Annotated in this window: 16 protein-coding genes and 1 tRNA gene; 8 read left to right on the top strand and 9 right to left on the bottom strand. The window is 33.6% G+C overall.

Annotated features, from left to right (window positions below; translation table 11 throughout):
• The first annotated feature begins 86 nt into the window (after window positions 1-86).
• Both guaB and V7M80_RS02390 read left to right on the top strand, forming a co-directional pair.
• Entirely contained in the window at window positions 87-1,559 is a 1,473-nt protein-coding gene (guaB, locus tag V7M80_RS02395; protein ID WP_333693766.1) for an IMP dehydrogenase, read from the top strand.
• A 141-nt stretch (window positions 1,560-1,700) separates the two neighbouring features.
• Window positions 1,701-1,781 (top strand) — tRNA-Tyr (locus tag V7M80_RS02390).
• 57 nt (window positions 1,782-1,838) lie between these two features.
• Here the strand turns inward: V7M80_RS02390 and V7M80_RS02385 are convergent.
• The 4 genes from V7M80_RS02385 to mnmE all read right to left on the bottom strand — a co-directional run bounded on the left by V7M80_RS02385 (window position 1,839) and on the right by mnmE (window position 8,566).
• A complete protein-coding gene (locus V7M80_RS02385; RefSeq protein ID WP_333693765.1) occupies window positions 1,839-2,975 on the bottom strand; it encodes a TlpA disulfide reductase family protein in 1,137 nt (378 codons plus the stop codon).
• 106 nt (window positions 2,976-3,081) lie between these two features.
• Window positions 3,082-3,471: a response regulator gene (locus tag V7M80_RS02380; protein WP_333693764.1), complete on the bottom strand. Its 390-nt coding sequence runs from the start codon at window positions 3,469-3,471 to the stop codon at window positions 3,082-3,084.
• A complete protein-coding gene (locus tag V7M80_RS02375; protein WP_333693763.1) occupies window positions 3,468-6,320 on the bottom strand; it encodes a PAS domain S-box protein in 2,853 nt (950 codons plus the stop codon). The genes V7M80_RS02380 and V7M80_RS02375 overlap by 4 nt, the downstream gene beginning before the upstream one ends.
• A gap of 845 nt (window positions 6,321-7,165) precedes the next feature.
• A complete protein-coding gene (gene mnmE / locus V7M80_RS02370) occupies window positions 7,166-8,566 on the bottom strand; it encodes a tRNA uridine-5-carboxymethylaminomethyl(34) synthesis GTPase MnmE (RefSeq protein WP_333693762.1) in 1,401 nt (466 codons plus the stop codon).
• 140 nt (window positions 8,567-8,706) lie between these two features.
• Between mnmE and V7M80_RS02365 the strand changes: the two genes are divergently transcribed.
• Both V7M80_RS02365 and V7M80_RS02360 read left to right on the top strand, forming a co-directional pair.
• Window positions 8,707-9,546 carry a universal stress protein gene (locus tag V7M80_RS02365; protein WP_333693761.1) on the top strand — a complete coding sequence of 280 codons (840 nt, stop codon included), beginning with the start codon at window positions 8,707-8,709 and terminating at the stop codon, window positions 9,544-9,546.
• Window positions 9,547-9,742: 196 nt separating this feature from the next.
• On the top strand, window positions 9,743-11,290 hold the full coding sequence (locus tag V7M80_RS02360) for an AbgT family transporter (protein ID WP_333693760.1): 1,548 nt from the start codon (window positions 9,743-9,745) through the stop codon (window positions 11,288-11,290).
• A gap of 57 nt (window positions 11,291-11,347) precedes the next feature.
• Here V7M80_RS02360 and dnaN read toward each other — a convergent pair whose 3' ends face one another.
• The 5 genes from dnaN to V7M80_RS02335 all read right to left on the bottom strand — a co-directional run bounded on the left by dnaN (window position 11,348) and on the right by V7M80_RS02335 (window position 16,102).
• Window positions 11,348-12,466, bottom strand: a complete 1,119-nt coding sequence (gene dnaN / locus V7M80_RS02355) for a DNA polymerase III subunit beta (protein ID WP_333693759.1) — start codon at window positions 12,464-12,466, stop codon at window positions 11,348-11,350.
• Window positions 12,467-12,537: 71 nt separating this feature from the next.
• Complete coding sequence (gene gldG / locus V7M80_RS02350) at window positions 12,538-14,202, bottom strand: gliding motility-associated ABC transporter substrate-binding protein GldG (RefSeq protein ID WP_333693758.1); 1,665 nt, start codon at window positions 14,200-14,202, stop codon at window positions 12,538-12,540.
• On the bottom strand, window positions 14,202-14,927 hold the full coding sequence (gene gldF, locus V7M80_RS02345) for a gliding motility-associated ABC transporter permease subunit GldF (RefSeq protein ID WP_333693757.1): 726 nt from the start codon (window positions 14,925-14,927) through the stop codon (window positions 14,202-14,204). Before gldF ends, gldG begins: the two co-directional genes overlap by 1 nt.
• A gap of 45 nt (window positions 14,928-14,972) precedes the next feature.
• Window positions 14,973-15,269 (bottom strand): putative quinol monooxygenase, encoded by a 297-nt coding sequence (locus V7M80_RS02340; RefSeq protein ID WP_333693756.1) that lies wholly within the window; start codon window positions 15,267-15,269, stop codon window positions 14,973-14,975.
• Complete coding sequence (locus tag V7M80_RS02335; protein WP_333693755.1) at window positions 15,269-16,102, bottom strand: SAM hydrolase/SAM-dependent halogenase family protein; 834 nt, start codon at window positions 16,100-16,102, stop codon at window positions 15,269-15,271. Before V7M80_RS02335 ends, V7M80_RS02340 begins: the two co-directional genes overlap by 1 nt.
• A gap of 106 nt (window positions 16,103-16,208) precedes the next feature.
• Here V7M80_RS02335 and V7M80_RS02330 point away from each other — a divergent pair, with 106 nt between their 5' ends.
• The 4 genes from V7M80_RS02330 (at window position 16,209) to V7M80_RS02315 (ending at window position 19,367) form a co-directional block, all read left to right on the top strand.
• Window positions 16,209-17,159 carry a PhoH family protein gene (locus tag V7M80_RS02330; protein WP_333693754.1) on the top strand — a complete coding sequence of 317 codons (951 nt, stop codon included), beginning with the start codon at window positions 16,209-16,211 and terminating at the stop codon, window positions 17,157-17,159.
• Window positions 17,160-17,225: 66 nt separating this feature from the next.
• On the top strand, window positions 17,226-17,729 hold the full coding sequence (locus tag V7M80_RS02325; RefSeq protein ID WP_333693753.1) for a hypothetical protein: 504 nt from the start codon (window positions 17,226-17,228) through the stop codon (window positions 17,727-17,729).
• A gap of 117 nt (window positions 17,730-17,846) precedes the next feature.
• A complete protein-coding gene (locus V7M80_RS02320; RefSeq protein WP_333693752.1) occupies window positions 17,847-18,797 on the top strand; it encodes a phosphoribosylaminoimidazolesuccinocarboxamide synthase in 951 nt (316 codons plus the stop codon).
• 180 nt (window positions 18,798-18,977) lie between these two features.
• On the top strand, window positions 18,978-19,367 hold the full coding sequence (locus V7M80_RS02315) for an ankyrin repeat domain-containing protein (RefSeq protein WP_333693751.1): 390 nt from the start codon (window positions 18,978-18,980) through the stop codon (window positions 19,365-19,367).
• The last annotated feature ends 13 nt before the right edge of the window (window positions 19,368-19,380 follow it).

Here is a 19,380-nt window from a genome sequence, read left to right as displayed (position 1 = left end):
ACTAACAAAATTGTAGCGGAAAGACGGAATTGCTTCCAATCAAAAAAATACGTATATTTGCACGCAATTTAACTACAAATTGCAACATGAACGCACACACAACTAAAATCATTGGTGAGGGATTAACCTACGATGATGTTCTGCTTATTCCCAACTATTCTGAAGTTTTGCCTCGCGAGGTAAGTATTCAATCTAAATTTTCACGAAATATTACGCTAAATGTTCCTATTGTTTCGGCTGCGATGGATACGGTGACCGAGAGTTCTATGGCCATCGCGATGGCTCAAGAAGGCGGTATTGGGGTTTTGCACAAAAACATGACGATTGAACAACAAGCCACCAAAGTCAGAAAAGTAAAACGTGCCGAAGCCGGAATGATACTCGACCCGGTAACGTTACCATTGACGGCTACGGTTGGCGATGCCAAATCGGCCATGCGTGAGTTTAGTATTGGCGGTATTCCTGTAGTAGATGAAAACGGAATTTTGAAAGGTATAGTGACCAATCGTGATTTGCGTTTTGAGAAAATCAATTCGCGTTCGATTTTGGAAGTGATGACGTCTGAAAATCTCGTTACCGCTGCCGAAGGAACTACTTTGCAAGAAGCAGAAGGCATTTTGCAGCAAAATAAAATTGAAAAATTACCGGTAGTCGATAACCAATTTAAATTGATTGGTTTGATTACGTTTCGAGATATAACGAAGCTGAATCAAAAACCGATTGCGAACAAAGATAAGTTTGGTCGTTTGCGAGTAGCTGCGGCACTTGGTGTAACAGCAGATGCGTTAGAACGTGCTACAGCTTTGGTAAATGCCGGAGTTGATGCAGTGATTATCGATACGGCTCACGGACATACACAAGGGGTTGTAACGGTTTTAAAACAAGTAAAAGCGAAATTCCCGGATTTAGATGTGGTGGTGGGTAATATTGCCACTCCTGAAGCTGCCAAATATTTGGTTGAAAACGGTGCAGATGCGGTTAAAGTGGGTATCGGACCGGGTTCTATTTGTACGACGCGAGTGGTGGCCGGTGTTGGATTTCCTCAGTTTTCTGCGGTGTTGGAAGTGGCTGCGGCGATAAAAGGCAGTGGCGTTCCCGTGATAGCCGATGGCGGAATTCGTTATACGGGCGATATTCCCAAAGCGATTGCGGCTGGTGCCGATTGTGTGATGTTGGGTTCACTATTAGCCGGAACCAAAGAATCTCCAGGTGAAACCATTATTTTTGAAGGAAGAAAATTCAAATCCTATCGTGGAATGGGGTCGGTGGAAGCCATGCAGGAAGGTTCTAAAGACCGTTATTTTCAGGATGTGGAAGACGACGTGAAGAAATTAGTTCCGGAAGGCATTGTGGGTCGCGTACCGTATAAAGGTGAATTAAACGAGAGCATGCAACAATTCATTGGCGGACTTCGTGCCGGAATGGGGTATTGTGGTGCCAAAGACATACCCACTTTACAAGCTACCGGACGTTTCATCAGAATTACCACGAGTGGAATAGGGGAAAGCCACCCACACAATGTGACGATTACTAAAGAAGCTCCAAATTATTCGAGATAATATAAAAACAAGCTGAAGCAGTGTTTTGTCTTTAGATTTTACTATTCTCATTACCAAATGCTTAAAATATTTTAGGCAATTTAGCCTTTAAAACATTTGTGAAGACCAAAAACAATACTATATTTGCACTGCAATTCGCGGGGGGAGATACTCAAGCGGCCAACGAGGACGGACTGTAAATCCGTTGGGAAACCTTCGCAGGTTCGAATCCTGCTCTCCCCACAAAAAAACCTGATACATTTGTATCAGGTTTTTTTTTCTTTTTGGAATTGATTCGTATTAGTTTGCAGCTAAAAGTTCTTGTACTTTTTCACGAAGTTCGGCACCTCTTAAATCTTTGGCTACAATCACTCCATTGGCATCTAAAATAAAGATGGCAGGTATTCCTTGAATGTTGTATTTTTTGGCAATTGGATCATTCCAATATTTTAAATTGGAAACTTGAGGCCAAGTCAATTTATCGGTTAAAATTGCTTGTTTCCATTTTTCATCATCTCCTTCTTTGTCTAGAGAAACCCCAATAATTTGAAGCCCTTTGTCTTTGAATTCATTGTAAAGTGCAACAATATTTGGATTTTCTTTTCGACAAGGAGCACACCAAGCTGCCCAAAAATCAATAAGGGTTACTTTACCTAAACTTTCTTTTAACGAAATGATTTTTCCTTCGGGATTTGGAGCAGAAAAATCGGGTGCGGGTTTTCCAACAGATGCTGCACTGAAATTACTTATCAATTCGCTTAATTTTTTTCCGGGTTTGGTGTTTTTTACAGTTGGATCTAATTGTTTGAATAATTTTTCAACACGTTCAAAATTTACATTGGGTTGATAAAACATGTTTTCCAACATTAAGACACTTATGAAAGCTTTAGGATTTTTTTCGGCAAATGAAAAGTTAAGTTCATTGAGTTCGGTTTCCAAACCGGCAAACTCATTGCGAATGCTGTTCATAGTTACAGAGTCGTTTGTAGCCATAGCTTCTTGCATTTGTTGCATTTTTGCGGTTCTGAAGTCGACAATTTTTTTCTGAATAGTACCTTGTTCTTTGTTGTACTTTGCAAATTGATCATTGTTAAAAGTACCTCCAATTAAGGATTTGTTTAAACTATCTTTGTAAACGGTAATAGATATAGGTCCGTTTTCAAGAATAAATACAATTTTATCTTGAAGTTTTTCAATTTGAATGAGTTGTAATTCGGGTTCTGTAACCGTACCTTTAAACGTAAATTTACCATCTTTGATAACGGCTGTATCTTTGGCAATAAGTCCCATTCCGCTTTCATCTTGAGTTTCAAGTATGGCCAAAGTTCCATCTTCAATACCTGTGGCAGTCCCTGTGATTTCAAATTCATTTTCGCCCAATTTTGAGCAGGCGAGTAAGCTGCTGAAAACAGCTAAAGCAACTACGATTTTTTTCATTTTAAATACTATTAATTGTAGCAAAAGTATTTAAAATAAAGGTAAACCTACAATTAATTGTCATTTTTTTATGATAAAAGAAATGAGGGGGTTACTCAATTGAAAATTAACTATTTAAAACTTCTTTTAAAGTTTCAATACTTACAGGTTTGGAGAAAAAATCTTTCACATCAGTGTAGTTTTTAGCTTTACTTTTATCGGTATATGAAATAGATGAACTCACAATGTAAATGGATACTTGATTTGGAAAGGAGTCTTTAATTTTACAGTATTCATCCAAAAATTCCCATCCGTTCATAATAGGCATTTCGAGGTCGAGAAGAATAATTTCTGGCAAAAGTTGATTTGCTACTAATCTATTTTTAATTAAATTGATGGATTCAAGGCCGTCTCTCCCAATGAAAATTGAATCAGCCAATTCAAATCTTTCAATTATTTTTTGGGTAATTGTGAGATAGATTGGGTCGTTGTCAATGATTAAGACAGATTTTTTCATTTAAAATAAATTTTGAATAGTGTTTCTTCGTCTTTATTTTCGATGAGAATTTTTCCATTTAAGGCTTCAATTTGACTTTTGGCAATAAATAGTCCAAATCCGTGATTTAAATTACTGTCGTTATCTACAACATGAAAAAGGTTAAAGATTTTGTTACTGGTTTCTTTTTTATTGGTTCCTTTTTCTTGATCTGCTATTTCTAAAACAGTATAATGGTCTTCTTCGTAGGATTGTATTTTAATTTTTGGGGCTGTTTTTAAATCTTTGTTTTTTAAAATATACAATAAGAAATTTAAAATGATATTATCTAAATACGATGGGTTGTGTTCTACTAATGTTTTGTGCGACAAATTGTTGGTTACTTCGGCTTTTAAAAGAGTGATGATATTAGATAACCCAAATAAAATATTTTCAACTGCTAATTTAAGTTGAATTTTTCGTTTTTCAACATCAATATTGGTATAAATGTTCGTTATTTCGTTCAAATGATGAACCGATTCGTCTAAATCTGACGATACGGTTTTGAGCATATCCAAAAGTTCTTCTCTCTCTTTGGGTTCTACAGTAATATCTAGAAGATTAATTATAGATTGGATATTACTGGTGTGTGAACGTAAATTGTGAGAAACAATGTGAGAGAAGTTGAATAATCTTTGGTTGTGTTTGGTTACTAATTCGAGTGATTGATTTAAGTTTTTTTCAATTTGTTTCGAATTTGTAATATCGATGATGATACCGCGAATGGTTACGTTTGTTGAAGTTTCATGGGAAATGTAATTGATGATATCCCGAACCCAAATTGTTTTTCCGGAACGAGTAATCATTCTGTACTCGCAATCTAATGCATTGTTTTTGGCATTTAAATTTTTAAACTGATTGAGAATAGTATCTCGGTCTTCGGGGTGAATATGATTTTCCCAAAACTGCTTGTTATTGAGCCATTCTTCCTTGTCATAGCCCAAAATATCGGAAACTTTATCACTTATAAAACTAAAGGTTTCATTTTCAGGAATATATTCCCAAACAATTCCGTCAATTGAATTAATGAGGGCATTTAATTTTTTTTGGGATTCTTCCGAGTTGATTTGTGCCAGTTTTCTCTCCGTAATATCTTCGGTAGTAATGATTACCCGTTCTAAATTATCTTCGTATCCTGAGATGACATTCCATTGCAAATGAATGTATTTTTCTTTCCCTTTTAAAGTTTTGATTTTGGAATCGGTTTCAAACTTGGATTTATTTTTGCAAATGGTAATAATTTGTTTCTTAACTGTTTCCAGAGCATCATCGGTCATTATTTTATCAAAATGTACCATTAATTGTTCCACACTATCGGCTTCATGTAATTGGAGACAATTTTGGTTCAATCTAAGAATTTTGATTTTACTAATACATTCAAAAACTAAATCAGGGTGTTGAACCATGTAATTCTCGATATCTTTTTTGGGAAGTCCAACTAAGCCTAAATTAATTAAATGTTTTTTTACATCCGAAAAGTCTTCTTCCCAAAGCGGTATAGGTGAATCATCAAATAGACTTTTCAATCTTTTGTTACTTTCAATGATTTGATTTTCAGAATACTTTTTAACCGTTATATCTTCAATAATGGCAACATTCAAATCAGAATTTTTATTGGCATCAGATAAAGCCGATACGGTTAAATTTACCCAAATTTCTTTTTTTTCTTTAGATTGAAGTCGGATTTCTACCTTGTATTCTTGAATTTCACCAGATCGTAATTGGGATTCTTTTTCTTGAATTAAAACGTAATCACAAGCTTGCGTAATATCGGGCAACGATTTATTTTGAAGTTCTTGTGGAGTATAACCTAATATTTCGGCAAACCTATCATTTACTTCAGAAAGTTTAAAATTGGTACTATTAATTTTGGCAATACCAACTGCAGCTTTATCGAATATGGTTTTAAACAAATCTTCAGATTTTATTAACTGTCTCGATTGAATTTGCACTAACCTTCTCAATTCATGCGGTCTTTTAAAAATAAAAAAGGCAAAAGATCCTGATACCAAGGCTAATAAAATAGCTAATGAGATAGAGGGTAGTAATTCGAGCCAAATTCCATATTTTCTTTTATCAACTACATAAAGTTTCCAATTGCTATCCGAGAAATTATCGGCTTGATAATATTTTTCATTAAAATCTTTTGGTGTATCTAGGAAAAATTGTTCTTCTTGTGTTAATGGATTTACTTTAGAGAGTTGAAAATAATAACGTTCCCCTTTTATTTTATTAATACCTGATGAATTTATTAAAGATTCCAAACGAATTACAACCGCCACAAATCCCCAAAATTCCCCTTTTTTAAATATAGGAAGTCTTCCTACTATACCAATGCCTCCTTGTTTAAGATGAAATGGACCGGCAAAGTACATTTTTTTATTTTTAATTGCCATTTGTGCTTCATATCGTACTAAGGGATCTGTTTGAGAATCCAAAATATTATAGCCAATAACAGTTTCGTTACCCTCCAAGGGATAGACTTTGGTGATTACTCCATTGGGAACCAATTGAACGGCATCAATTTGTGGATTTTGTTTTAGAATTTCTTTGCTAATCGTTTCAAAATCATCAATTTCAAAATTTGTATTAGCCGTTAATGCAAGAGAAAGCGTAGCGTTTGAAGAGTTTTGAAGAGCTTGTTCAATATTTTTTTGAACTACCGTTAAGAGATTATTCATTTCCTTTTGTTTGCTTTTATGAATAATCTCCATTCGAAGCAAAACCATAAACATACCTAACATTAGAACCAAAAGACCAATCAATAGTCCTCCCAATTTGGGATGTATGACTATTCCGACTAATAAGTTTTTTGGTTTTTTAGGATTCATTTAATAGTATACCTTTTGTTAAACTGTAAAATGCAAAATTAAATTTAAGATTTGGTTTTTTACCTTAATTATCAGCATGTTAACTTTTAATTAATATTTTTTTTAACCAATTTATTCTTATTTTTTTAATTAAAAATTAAGAATTGATTGTACGAATGGTTTCAAATTATCGTATTGAATTTTTTGTTAAGCCAAAGGATTTAGTTCAATTGTATTATTGTATCCTTAAATGTCCTTGGCCTATTGGTAGAGGTTTTAGGGGTATTTATCTTGGGAAATGATACCTTTTTAGAATAAAAGGATTTTGAAAAAGGAGTAGAGTTAGAGTTGTACATAAGAGTTAAAATTTAGGGTATACAAACCTAATCATTTTTAACAAAACTCCAAAAAAAAAACCGTTTTTAAATGTTAAAATTTTAATATTTAAGTTGTAAAAAAAACGACAAAATACACTTAATTATCGATAAGAGTATTTATAAGCTTTTATTTTATAAGAAAATACAACAAATTGTATGGAAATTGTTCTACATGTTTGAAATTAAAAAAAATCTTTGATAAATGTTAAAGCTTAATAATAATGATAGAAATTTTTCTTGTATTTTTTAACACTTTAACTTACAAAATGAAATTGATTTAAGCATGATCTTTTACTACATGTAAATTCAAAATTCTTGTAATTAAAAGTTTAATGTTACAAATTGAATCTTTGTCAAGGATTTAAATTTTAATTTTTAAATCGTTTTTATCTAAATTCCCCTAGAATACCTTATAAAAATTAAAAAACCCTTGTTTTGCAAGGGTTTGTTTTGATTTTCTAGTAAATATTTTGTGATGTTTTTCTTAAATTACTTCCCAATACAGAAATTTGCAAAAATATTACCCAACAATTCATCATTGGTTACTTCTCCTGTGATTTCTCCAAAATGGTATAAAGCCTCGCGAATATCAATTGCCATAAGATCAGATGAGAGTCCGGATTCTAAGCCCCATTTCACTTTTTGAATTTCTTCCAACGCTTTCAATAGCGAATCATAATGACGCGAATTGGTGACTATTGTTTCGTTATTTCGCAACGCTCCGGTATTTACAAAAGAGAGTAAGGTTTGCTTTAGTTCATCGATACCAATGTTTTGTTTGGCTGAAATAGTTTCAGATTTCAAGTTTAAGGTTTCAAGTTGTTGTAGTAAAGTTCTAATTTCATTTTCAGACAACAAATCAACTTTATTGATAACAACAACAAGCGGTTTTAAAGGATACTTATTCTTTACTTTTTCAATTTCATGTAGGTATTCCGAACTTGAAGCCTGAAACTTATAACTATCAAACAAATACAAGATTACTTGTGCTTGCTCAATCTTTTCAAACGTCTTTTTAATCCCAATGCTTTCTACATGGTCTGTAGTTTCTCGTATTCCGGCTGTATCAATAAATCGAAATCCGATGCCGTCTATTACTAATTCGTCCTCAATGGTGTCACGAGTGGTTCCTGCAATATCAGATACAATAGCTCGTTCCTCGTTTAACAGAGCATTTAGTAGGGTTGACTTACCTACATTAGGTTCACCCACAATGGCAATTGGGATTCCGTTTTTGATAACATTTCCTACCGAAAATGAATCAATTAATCGTTTTAAAACAAATTCTATTCGGTTTAAAAGCTCTTTAAATTGTGTGCGGTCGGCAAATTCAACATCTTCCTCAGCAAAGTCTAATTCCAACTCAATTAAAGAAGCAAAATTCAATAATTCTTGCCTTAAATTAGCAATTTCATTACTAAATCCACCTCTCATTTGTTGCATAGCGATTTGATGTGAGGCCTCATTATCTGATGCAATTAAATCGGCTACGGCTTCAGCTTGTGATAAATCTAATTTTCCATTTAAGAATGCTCGCAAGGTAAATTCTCCGGGTTGAGCCATTTTGGCTCCGTTTCGCAACAAAAGTTGAATGATTTGCTGCTGAATAAAAGTAGAGCCGTGACAAGAAATTTCTACTACATCTTCACCCGTATAGGAATTTGGATTTTTAAAGACCGAAACCAAGACCTGATCTAGGGTTTTTTCACCGTCAATAATGGTCCCTAAATGAAGGGTATGCGTTTTTTGAATGGCCAAATTTTTTCCTGAAACCGATTGAAAAATAGGGGAAACGATAGAAAGAGCTTCTTTTCCCGAAAGTCGAATAATTGCAATAGCTCCCGCACCGGAGGGTGTTGCCAAGGCTACAATGGTATCCTTAGAAATCATAGATTTTATTTTTTGTAAAAGTACTAAATATTTGTTTCAGAATTGAGACAATGACATAGGGTAATGATATTTATCATATGTAATTTGAGAATAAAGCCTTAACTTTACCTTACTCAATTAACCTATTAATTATTAAATTCATGAAAAAGATATTATTCCCTACAGATTTTTCTCCTGCTGCCCAGAATGCATTTGTATATGCATTAAAATTGGCCAACGCCATAAGAGCAGAAATAATTACCCTTCATACTTATGAACTTCCTCAGTTGCATATGGGTGGGTTACCTCAAACTTTGAAAGAAGTTTACGATTCAATTGAACTTGAGAATTTTGAAGATTTTAAAGATCAAATTCCAATTTTGAGAGATTTGGCAGAAAAACATCATCTAGGCCATATTAAAATCAGTAATATTTTAAAGCATGGTGATTTGATTTGGACTATAAAAAAAGTGGCCAAAGATGAAAATATTGATTATATAGTTATGGGAACCAAAGGAGCTACTGGACTTAAAGAAACCTTTTTGGGATCAAATACCGGTAGTGTGATAACAGATGTTGATGCTTTTGTATTTGGTGTACCCGAAAACTGTGAGTTTACACCTATTAAGAATATCGTTTTTACAACTCGTTTTCGTGAAAAAGATTTAGAAGCTCTAAAACAAGTTCTGAAGTTAGCAAAAGCATTTGATGCAAAAGTACATTGTTTGTATATAAAAACTAAAAAATCTGATGTTAAAGAAGTTACTGTTCAGGATTGGAAGTTTTTGTTTAAGGGAGAACAAGTAGAATTTCACACTATAGAAAGTGAACAAGTGAAAGACTCAATTCTGAATTTTGTGAATAGCTACCAAGTTGATTTACTAACTATGTTAAATTATAAACGTGGATTTTTTGAAGAGTTATTCAAACAAAGTTTAACTCAAAAATTAGCTTTTCATGTTCAGGTGCCAATTCTGGCCATTCACGAAAGTAAAATTTAGTTAACTCAACAGTTTTCAAGCACTTACTTATCTTCATTTTATAGGGGCTTAATAGTAACTAAAGTTGATTAAGTAAGTGTTTTTTTGGATTAATAATAATTACATTCCCAATATTATTTTGTTTCATTGGGTAAACCAAATAAGAGTTTCTTTAAAAAAAAGTACTACATTAGTACTTTAATTAACTCTTAAAAATATGGAACAACAATTACCTGTAAAAAAAGGCTTTGTAGATAAAGCACTTGATTTTATTGAGAAAAAAGGAAATAAACTTCCGGATCCGGCTATTCTTTTTTTTAGTTTGATGATAGGTATATGGATACTATCAGCATTCATGTCGGGCATAACATTTTCAGAAATAGATCCACGTTCGAATGCTCCAATTGAAGTTATCAATTTATTGAGTGGTACTTCTTTAGCTGCATTTTTATCCAATATGGTAACTACTTTTACCGGTTTTGCACCCTTAGGAATTGTATTGGTAGCTATGCTTGGTGTTGGAGTTGCAGAACATGCCGGTTTTATAAATGCCGGTTTAAAAGCCATGTTGAGTGTTACTCCAAAAATGTTATTAACTCCGGTATTAATATTGGTAGCTATCGTATCTCATACGGCTACAGATGCAGGTTATGTTCTGGTAATTCCACTAGGAGGTGTAATTTTTTATGCCGCAGGAAGACATCCTTTATCCGGTATAGCTGCAGCTTTTGCAGGTGTTTCCGGAGGTTTTAGTGCCAATTTTATTCCATCTGGAATTGATCCGCTTTTGCAAGGTTTTACTCAATCTGCTGCTCAAATTATTGATAAAGATATTCAATTGAATCCTTTAAACAACTGGGGTTTTACCGCAGCTTCTACATTACTTATTGTAGTTATTGGATGGTATATCACGGATAAGATTGTTGAGCCACGTTTGAAATCGGTTGAAGTAGAAATAGATGAAACCGAAAAACCTACCATGGATAAATTGATGCCCAAAGAGAAAAAAGCATTTCTTTGGGCTTCATTGGTTATGTTAATGAGTTTGGCGGGACTTTATTTTTGGGCAGCTCCCTCCAGTTCTCCTTTACGTTCTGAAACGGGAGAATTGGCTGTAGTTACTGCTCCTTTGATGAAATCTATTGTACCTTTGATTTTTGTTATTTTCTTAATTCCGGGTGTGGTATATGGTTATGTATCCGGTACTTTTCAAAAATCAAAAGACATTATCAATAGTATGACAAAATCCATGAGCGGAATGAGTTATTATATTGTTATGGCTTTCTTTTGTGCCTTGTTTATTGATGCTTTTGCCAAATCAAATTTGGGGGCTTTATTGGCCTTAAAAGGAGCTTCAACATTAAAAGCTATGGCTTTAGCACCCGAGGTTACTATTGTGGGAATTATTTTATTGACTGCTTTTGTCAATTTATTTATTGGTTCTGCGTCGGCAAAATGGGCTTTAATTGCTCCCATAATGGTACCTATGTTGATGCAATTAGGGATTTCTCCAGATTTAACTCAAGCTTCCTACAGAGTTGGAGATTCCGTATCTAATATTGTGACTCCTTTGATGCCCTATTTTCCGTTGGTAGTAGTATATTGTCAAAAATATGTCAAATCTACGGGTATAGGAACTTTAGTTTCAATGATGATTCCGTATTCTATTGCTTTTATGATTTTATGGACGCTCTTTTTATTGGTCTATTGGAAATTAGGAATTCCTTTGGGATTGCAATCGACTTATGAATATATAGTTCCTTAATATGAAATAAAAAAGCCGCTTGATAATTCAAGCGGCTTTTTTTTGGGTTTATTTGAGTTAGTTGTTTAGCATTACGGGCATTACCAACATGGTAATTACTTCTCCTTCATCTAATCCGTCTACCGGAGTTAATATTCCGGCTCTGTTGGGCAATGACATTTCTAGTTGAATTTCATCCGACTGAAGATTGTTCAACATTTCAGTTAAAAATCTAGAGTTGAAACCAATTTGCATATCGTCACCTTGGTAATCACATGTTAGTCTTTCTTCTGCTTTGTTAGAGTAATCAATATCTTCAGCTGAAATATTTAATTCGGTTCCGGCTATTTTTAATCTAATTTGATGGGTTGTTTTGTTAGAAAAAATAGCAACACGTTTTACAGAGTTTAAGAATTGAGTTCTGTCAATATGCAATTTATTTGGATTTTCTTTTGGAATTACAGCTTCGTAGTTAGGGTATTTTCCATCAATTAATCTACACACAAGCATGTAATTGTCAAAAGAAAAAACAGCATTGCTATCGTTGTATTCTATTTTTACATCACTATCCGAAACGCCTAAAATTCCTTTTAAAATATTTAAAGGTTTTTTGGGCATAATAAAATCGGCTACTTCAGAAGCTTTAACATCGGTTCTGGAATATTTAACCAATTTATGAGCATCTGTTGCAACAAATATTAATCCTTCTGGCGAAAATTGGAAAAAAACACCACTCATTACGGGTCTTAAATCATCGTTGCCTGCTGCAAAAATGGTCTTACTGATGGCTGTTGCTAATACATCGGCGGGAACTACAGAGGCCGAAGGGTCTTCAAGAACTACAGCTTTTGGGAATTCGTCACCGGGAGCATAGGCTAAAGCATATTTTCCGGAATTGGAACTTATTTCTATGGTGCTGTTTTCTTCAACTGTAAAGGTTAAGGGTTGTTCCGGGAAAGTTTTTAAAATCTCCAACAACAATTTTGCCGGAACTGCCACACTTCCTTTACTCTTAGAATCGATTTCAAGGGTTGCAGACATAGTGGTCTCTAAATCAGAAGCAGAAACAGTTAGTTGATTCTGATCTAGCTCAAATAAAAAGTTATCTAAGATAGGTAAAGTATTGCTACTGTTTATGACACTACCTAAGACTTGTAGTTGTTTTAACAAATACGAACTCGATACTATAAATTTCATTTCGGTTTTTTATTTAATATCCCACAAATATAATCGGAACAATCCAAAGAAAAAAAGTAATTTATTAACATCTACTTAGCGTAAAGTTTCTTTCTCATGAAATGAAAACCTATTCCAAACAGAATGAGTAATACTAATGGTATGCCGATAGTTAGGATTTGAATTGTTGAATAATCTGACGCTACTTTTTCTTTATTCAACAAGGGTAGGGTTATATCCTTGTTTCTAATGTTAATAAGTCCACTATCATCTAGCAGAAAGTTCATTGCATTTATTAAAAATTCTCTATTGCCATAAATTTGCTGAGTCCAAGGATCTATACCATTATTGAGCGGTTTTTTGTTTACATAAGTATAGTTCAATATATCTCCATCCGCTATAAAAATCATTTTATTATCCACACTTTCCTCTTTGTTTTCGGTGTATTTGAAAGGAGTTATTCTGTTTTTAAATCCAGACGTAAATTTACCTTCTAATAAAACACCTAAAATTTGATTTCCGTTAGTGAAAGCATTCTCATCCAATTCTTCCATAAAATCATACAAATTAATTTCTAAAGGGCTACCAACGGCTTTAGATTGGGATGAACTTTCTAGGAGCACGGTTTTTTGAATTCCGTTTTTTAATGTGTCAAGGGTATTGGCAAATTCCAATTTTACCAAATTGATGTTTTTGTTTACAGGATGATTGTCTTTAGATTTTACAATTGGCGAATACAACCAATCTATCGGAACATCGCCTTGTTGAGATTGTGCCGTGATAGGAGTAGAAAGTAAATCTTGGACAAGTGAGGGGTTTACGCGGATTCCGTATTTAAATAGTAAATCGTCAAGATTTAAATCTCTAGGGTATGCAATTGTAGCATTTTCTTGGTTTTGAAGAGAATCAATATCCATGACAACTTTATCCATTAACCAAAGGCTTTTACCACCATTCATAATATATTGATCTACAATATATTTTTCAGAATCAGTAAAGGGCTCTGTTGGTTTGGGAATAATAAGGGCATCAAATCGTTTTAAGTTAGCTATAACTTTGGAAGGATTGTCTTGAAGTGAATCTAAATTAAATTCACCCAATTGATAGTACTCTTTCAATTCCATTAAATAATCGGCCATATATTTAGGCTGTAATTCTCCTTTGCCGGTAAGAACTGCAATTTTCTTTTTGGTTTTTGGATTTAACTTGGTTAACGCATCGGCAAATGTAAACTCTAGAAGTTGAACCGATTTATTGATGTTTTCTGATGGCGAATTTCCAAAATTGTTGACCAAAAGAGGAACTCGTACCGATTTTTCACCTCTATTGGCAATAGCCCAAGGAAAAATCTGAATCAATTCTTTTTTTCCTTTTTTGGTGCTGTTTATGTTGGTAGGCGTAAAGCCAAGTTTGATTAACTCAGCACGGTATTGTTCTGCTTGACTTTCATCTTCTAGTGGATTGGTAAATTGGACTATCAAATTGGAATTGTAGGCTTTAAATTCCTCAACGAGCTGTCTGGTTTCATTTTGAAGGCGTTTAAACTCCGGCGGAAAATTTCCGTCCAAAAAGATATCTATAAATACCGGTTCGTCTATACTTTGAATCAATTCAATAGTCGATTGGGATAAAGTATATCTTTTATCGTGGGTTAAATCAAATCGTTTGTAAAAAAAACTACCAAGTACATTAAGCAATACAAGGATAGTAAGTATAATAAATACAGAAAAAATTGGTTTTGAGATACGGTTTTTCATTAGTTTCTGTGAGTTTTTAATTTGATAACGGTAAGAGAAATAAAAAACACGGACACACTGACAAAATATATTAAATCACGGGTATCCAAAACGCCACGGCTAATACTTTTGTAATGGTAATCCATTCCAAGGGCTAAAATAGTTTCATATAACGCACCAAACATGGGGGCAATACCTTCAAAACCAAAATAAAATATGAAACAAATAAAAACAGAGCTTATAAAAGCAACTATTTGGTTTTCTGTAAAAATGGAACAAAAAATACCAATTGAAGTGTATGCTGTAATCAAAAACAACAAACCTATGTAAGAACCCATTGTACTTCCACTATCAAAACTACCTTCCGGAAATCCATATTTAGAAATTACATAAACATAAAGTAGAGTAGGCAAAAGAGCTAAGAATATTAAAACAAAGGCACCACCAAATTTACCCATAACAATTTGAACTTCGTTTAGCGGTTTGGTGAGTAAGAGTTCAAGAGTTCCTTGTTTTTTTTCGTCCGAAAAACTTCTCATGGTAATGGCTGGAATTAAAAAAAGAAGTATCCAAGGGGCCAAAAGGAAAAACGGACTCAAATCGGCGTAACCACTGTTTAAAACATTAAAATCGCCTTCAAAAATCCAGAGAAAGAGACCATTTAAAATCAAAAATAGGGCTATAACCAAATAACCTATAGGTGAACCAAAAAATGTTTTTATTTCTCTAAAAAGTAATGCCTTCATAGTGCTAAGTTAATTTTATATGTAAAATGCATTTTTGATAATCTATCAAGGTAATGCTACCAATTTATTTACACTCCAAGCTTCCGGTTTGGCATTAAAAAAAACTTTGGTTTCCTGCCAAATGGAGTGAAAAAGCTCTGAATTTCGATAATTTTCTAAGTCTTGTTCAGATTCCCAATAACTGTAGGTAAAAAAAAGTTCGGGATTTTCAATGTCTTGATACAATTCCAATAAACGGTTTCCCGGAGCATTTCGTATTTTTTCTTTGATTTCTTCAAAGTTTTTTAAAAAATCGGAAATACGTTCCGGTTGAAATCTTAATTTTACAATACGTACAATCATTAGGATTCTTTAAAATTAATGGTAATAACATCTCTGTAACCTAAACCCAATAAGCTAGATGCACTTCCCACCGTATGAGGATTACTTCTAAATAAAGCAATTTCCAGAAAACCGGCTTCGTTAAATATAGCCAATTTTTCACCTTCAAAATATTTTAAGGGAAATTTATCTGATAAAGCTACAGAGGAATAATTGGGTAAAATAGTTTTCAGGGGTTTTGGCTTTAAATCAATCTCATAAGGCCTGCCTTTTCCTAATTCTAAAAATTGTTTTTTACTAATATTTACTACAACATTCCCAAAATGGTCAATGTAAATAATATTCCCTTTGATTGTGTTTCCGTCTTTTGAAACAATAGGTTGCAAATCGGTAATGGCTTTTAAAGCCGAAATTTCCTTTCCAATTACATTTAAATTACCTCCTTTTGCCAAATGACATGCCACAGTTTTAAAAACATCCAAATCTGTCGCATCTTCAGGCAATCTGTCATGTATGTTAATTGCCACTATTTTTTGTGGAACAAAACGTTGAACCAACATGCTTAAAATACCATTATCTGCACAAATAAAATAATGGTCATTCCATTGCATGGCAATATGTTCATTTTCAATGGTTCTTTCAGAATCAACCCCAATGATGTGTACAGTGCCTTTGGGAAAACTGCTGTAGGCTGCTTGAATTATGTAGCTTGCTTGAGCTGTATTAAAAGGGTCGATGTCGTGTGAAATATCAATAATATTCGCTTCCGGAAACTCAGAAAGAAGCTTTCCTTTCAAAGCTCCAACAAAGTGATCTTTCAACCCGTAATCGGTAGTTAATGTAATTATTGACATCTTTTTGTTTATAACTATTCGTAATGACTACGACATTTTTACTTAAATTTGAGAGATGCAAATCTAATAATTAAAAACCTATTTTTTAATTTTAATACTTCTGCTTTTGAACGAAAGAATAATTGAACTTCATGACATTGCTCCAAAAGAGTTTTGGGGTGCTCAAGATACACATCTTGAAACAATTAAAAAATACTATCCAAAGTTAAAAATAGTGGCCAGAGGAACTACACTCAAGGCCTACGGCGAGAAGGAAGTATTAGATGAATTTGAAAATCGATTTAACAGATTGATGCTTCATTTCACACGTTACAATAATATTGATACCAACGTAATTGATAGGGTAATTCAAAGCAATTCTCAAGAAGAACAACAAATGCCGGACCATGATAAAATTTTGGTTCATGGCATAGGAGGGAAGTTGATAAAAGCGATGACCCCCAATCAGCAAAAGATGGTGGATTTGATTCATAAAAATGATATGGTATTTGCTGTAGGTCCAGCCGGAACCGGTAAAACCTACACAGGCGTTGCTTTAGCCGTTAAAGCTTTGAAAGAGAAACAAGTAAAGCGAATTATTTTAACTAGGCCAGCCGTAGAGGCCGGTGAAAATTTAGGATTTCTTCCCGGTGACATGAAGGAAAAATTAGATCCGTATATGCAACCTTTATATGATGCTTTACGAGATATGCTTCCTCCTCAAACTTTGGAGGATTATATCTTAAAAGGAATTATTCAAATAGCTCCATTGGCTTTTATGAGAGGGCGAACACTTGACAATGCCTTTGTAATTCTGGATGAAGCACAAAATACAACCCATTCGCAAATGAAAATGTTTCTTACGCGTATGGGCAAAAATGCCAAATTTATCATTACAGGCGATCCCGGACAAGTAGATTTACCCAGACGTACCATTTCTGGACTCAAAGAAGCTTTGCTTATTCTAAAAGATGTTGAGGGTGTAGGTATTTTGTATTTAGATGATAAGGATATTGTAAGACATCGTCTGGTTAAGAAAATCATTGATGCCTATAAGAGTATTGAAAATCACGATTAAATTTTTTCTTACAGATTTGGCATGTTTTTTGCCGGAAGATATTTATTAACTTCAAATCGTAAACAAATGAAAAAAGTAATTTTAGTATTCAGCTTTTTAATTGCTACTATTTCTAATGGGCAAGAATTAGACATTACTCCTCAAAATTCATGGTTTAAAGCCGGAATCAATGCCGGTATCCCTATTGGTGATGCTGCCGATTTCTCTTCGTTTACTATTGGTTTAGATTTAAGAGGTCAATATTTGGTTAATCCCCATTTTGGAATTGGTATTGCTTCTGGATATACTCATTTTTTGGGTAAAGATGGAGCAGATGATTTTGGAATTATTCCGGTTGGGGGTTTTGCACGTTATTATTTTAAACAAGAAGGTTTGTTTATTGGGTCTGATTTGGGATATGCATTTTTGACAAATGTAGATCAAAATTCAGGTGGTTTTTATGTAAATCCCCAAATTGGTTACCATAATAAAAAATGGAATATTTATGGGTATTACCAGCACACTTTTGCCGAAAACAGTACCGATATTCAAACAATTGGTATTGGGGCTACCTATAACATTATGTTTTAAAATCCAATAGGTTTTATGTGTAGAGGACAGCAATAGCTGTCCTTTTTTATTTTTATAAAACTATGAATAAAAAGTGAGTTATAATTTTTACTTTTGCACTTCTCAACAACACAACTCATGAATACACTAACTTCAACAAATTTTCACTTTCCCGGACAGAAATCGGTTTACCGAGGAAAAGTAAGAGAAGTCTATACAATTAATGACGAACTCTTGGTTATGGTTGCAACAGATAGACTCTCTGCTTTTGATGTTGTCATGCCTAGAGGAATACCGTATAAAGGCCAAATTTTAAATCAGATTGCAACCAGATTCATGCATTTGACCTCTGATATTGTCCCAAATTGGCTCATAGCTTCACCCGATCCCAATGTTGCCATTGGGTATTTATGCGAACCTTTTAAAGTAGAAATGGTTATTCGAGGTTATTTATCCGGACACGCTGCAAGAGAGTATGCTCAAGGAAAACGAATTTTATGTGGCGTTACATTGATAGAAGGACTTAAAGAGAATGATAAATTGCCCGAACCAATAATTACACCTACTACTAAAGCTCCAAATGGTTCTCATGATGCTGATATTTCAAGAGAGGAGATTTTAAGTAACGGTATAGTATCTGAATCAGATTATATTCAATTGGAAAACTATACTCGTTTATTGTTCCAAAGAGGAACTGAAATTGCAGCTCAAAGAGGTTTGATACTAGTTGATACTAAATACGAGTTTGGTAAAACTAAAGAAGGTAAAATTGTATTAATTGATGAAATTCATACTCCCGATTCTTCTCGCTATTTTTATAAAGAAGGATATCAAGAAAGGCAAGAGCAAGGGATTGAGCAAAAACAATTATCTAAAGAATTTGTTCGTAGATGGTTGATAGAAAATGGTTTTCAAGGAAAAGAGGGTCAAAGTATTCCTGAAATGTCCGATTCTTATATTGAATCGGTTTCTGATCGTTATATTGAATTGTATGAAAATATAATTGGGGAAAAATTTGAAAAAGCAGACATCTCAGATATAAATCATCGAATAGAAACGAAGGTATTGGAGTTTTTAGCCCAAAACTAAATTTTAGAAGTACTAAATAAATGGCCACGCAACTAGCGTGGTTTTTTTGTTTTGTTAAAAAATTGTTATAATATCTTGAGGCTGTAACAAATAGCTGTTCAGGTCGTCTATTACTTTAGAATCGATTCTAAAATCATCAATCAATCAATCAATCAATCAATCAATCAAAAAACGAACAGTATGAAAAAATCAATTTTTTATTTGGGAATAGCTCTATTAGGAATTGTTACTCCTTCGGTAGCTACAAATTCAAACAGTAACTCAAATCATGAGACAAATGTTTATGCAAAATATTACGGAACGCCCTTGTGTGTGGCCATCAGTAAAGGCGAATTAGATTTGGTAAAGAAATTTATCGAATATGGTGCAGATATACACGAAAAAACAAATGGATTAACGCCATTGATGTATGCTGCCCGATACAATCAATTAGATATTGTTAAGTTTTTAATTTCCAAAGGAGCCAATCCAAAGGAAACAGATTCACGTGGTTTTTCTGTATTAAATCATGCTGAAAACTCAAGAGCAACAGAAGTTGTAGCTTATCTAAAAACTTTGGTACAATCCTAAATTGAGTTAGTTA

The sequence above is a fragment of the Flavobacterium sp. genome (genome assembly GCF_036759525.1).
Taxonomy (GTDB): domain Bacteria; phylum Bacteroidota; class Bacteroidia; order Flavobacteriales; family Flavobacteriaceae; genus Flavobacterium.
Note: the sequence above shows the minus strand (reverse complement) of the source record. Positions and strands in the feature narration are given on the sequence as shown.

What these genes read in the sequence shown, in the direction of transcription:
- gldG (WP_333693758.1), bottom strand. Translation starts at nt 14,202, where the DNA reads ATGAAAAACCGTATCTCAAAACCAATTTTTTCTGTATTTATTATACTT.
- gldF (WP_333693757.1), bottom strand. Translation starts at nt 14,927, where the DNA reads ATGAAGGCATTACTTTTTAGAGAAATAAAAACATTTTTTGGTTCACCT.
- dnaN (WP_333693759.1), bottom strand. Translation starts at nt 12,466, where the DNA reads ATGAAATTTATAGTATCGAGTTCGTATTTGTTAAAACAACTACAAGTC.
- V7M80_RS02320 (WP_333693752.1), top strand. Translation starts at nt 17,847, where the DNA reads ATGAATACACTAACTTCAACAAATTTTCACTTTCCCGGACAGAAATCG.
- V7M80_RS02380 (WP_333693764.1), bottom strand. Translation starts at nt 3,471, where the DNA reads ATGAAAAAATCTGTCTTAATCATTGACAACGACCCAATCTATCTCACA.
- V7M80_RS02385 (WP_333693765.1), bottom strand. Translation starts at nt 2,975, where the DNA reads ATGAAAAAAATCGTAGTTGCTTTAGCTGTTTTCAGCAGCTTACTCGCC.
- V7M80_RS02340 (WP_333693756.1), bottom strand. Translation starts at nt 15,269, where the DNA reads ATGATTGTACGTATTGTAAAATTAAGATTTCAACCGGAACGTATTTCC.
- mnmE (WP_333693762.1), bottom strand. Translation starts at nt 8,566, where the DNA reads ATGATTTCTAAGGATACCATTGTAGCCTTGGCAACACCCTCCGGTGCG.
- V7M80_RS02325 (WP_333693753.1), top strand. Translation starts at nt 17,226, where the DNA reads ATGAAAAAAGTAATTTTAGTATTCAGCTTTTTAATTGCTACTATTTCT.
- V7M80_RS02375 (WP_333693763.1), bottom strand. Translation starts at nt 6,320, where the DNA reads ATGAATCCTAAAAAACCAAAAAACTTATTAGTCGGAATAGTCATACAT.
- V7M80_RS02360 (WP_333693760.1), top strand. Translation starts at nt 9,743, where the DNA reads ATGGAACAACAATTACCTGTAAAAAAAGGCTTTGTAGATAAAGCACTT.
- V7M80_RS02335 (WP_333693755.1), bottom strand. Translation starts at nt 16,102, where the DNA reads ATGTCAATAATTACATTAACTACCGATTACGGGTTGAAAGATCACTTT.
- V7M80_RS02365 (WP_333693761.1), top strand. Translation starts at nt 8,707, where the DNA reads ATGAAAAAGATATTATTCCCTACAGATTTTTCTCCTGCTGCCCAGAAT.
- guaB (WP_333693766.1), top strand. Translation starts at nt 87, where the DNA reads ATGAACGCACACACAACTAAAATCATTGGTGAGGGATTAACCTACGAT.
- V7M80_RS02315 (WP_333693751.1), top strand. Translation starts at nt 18,978, where the DNA reads ATGAAAAAATCAATTTTTTATTTGGGAATAGCTCTATTAGGAATTGTT.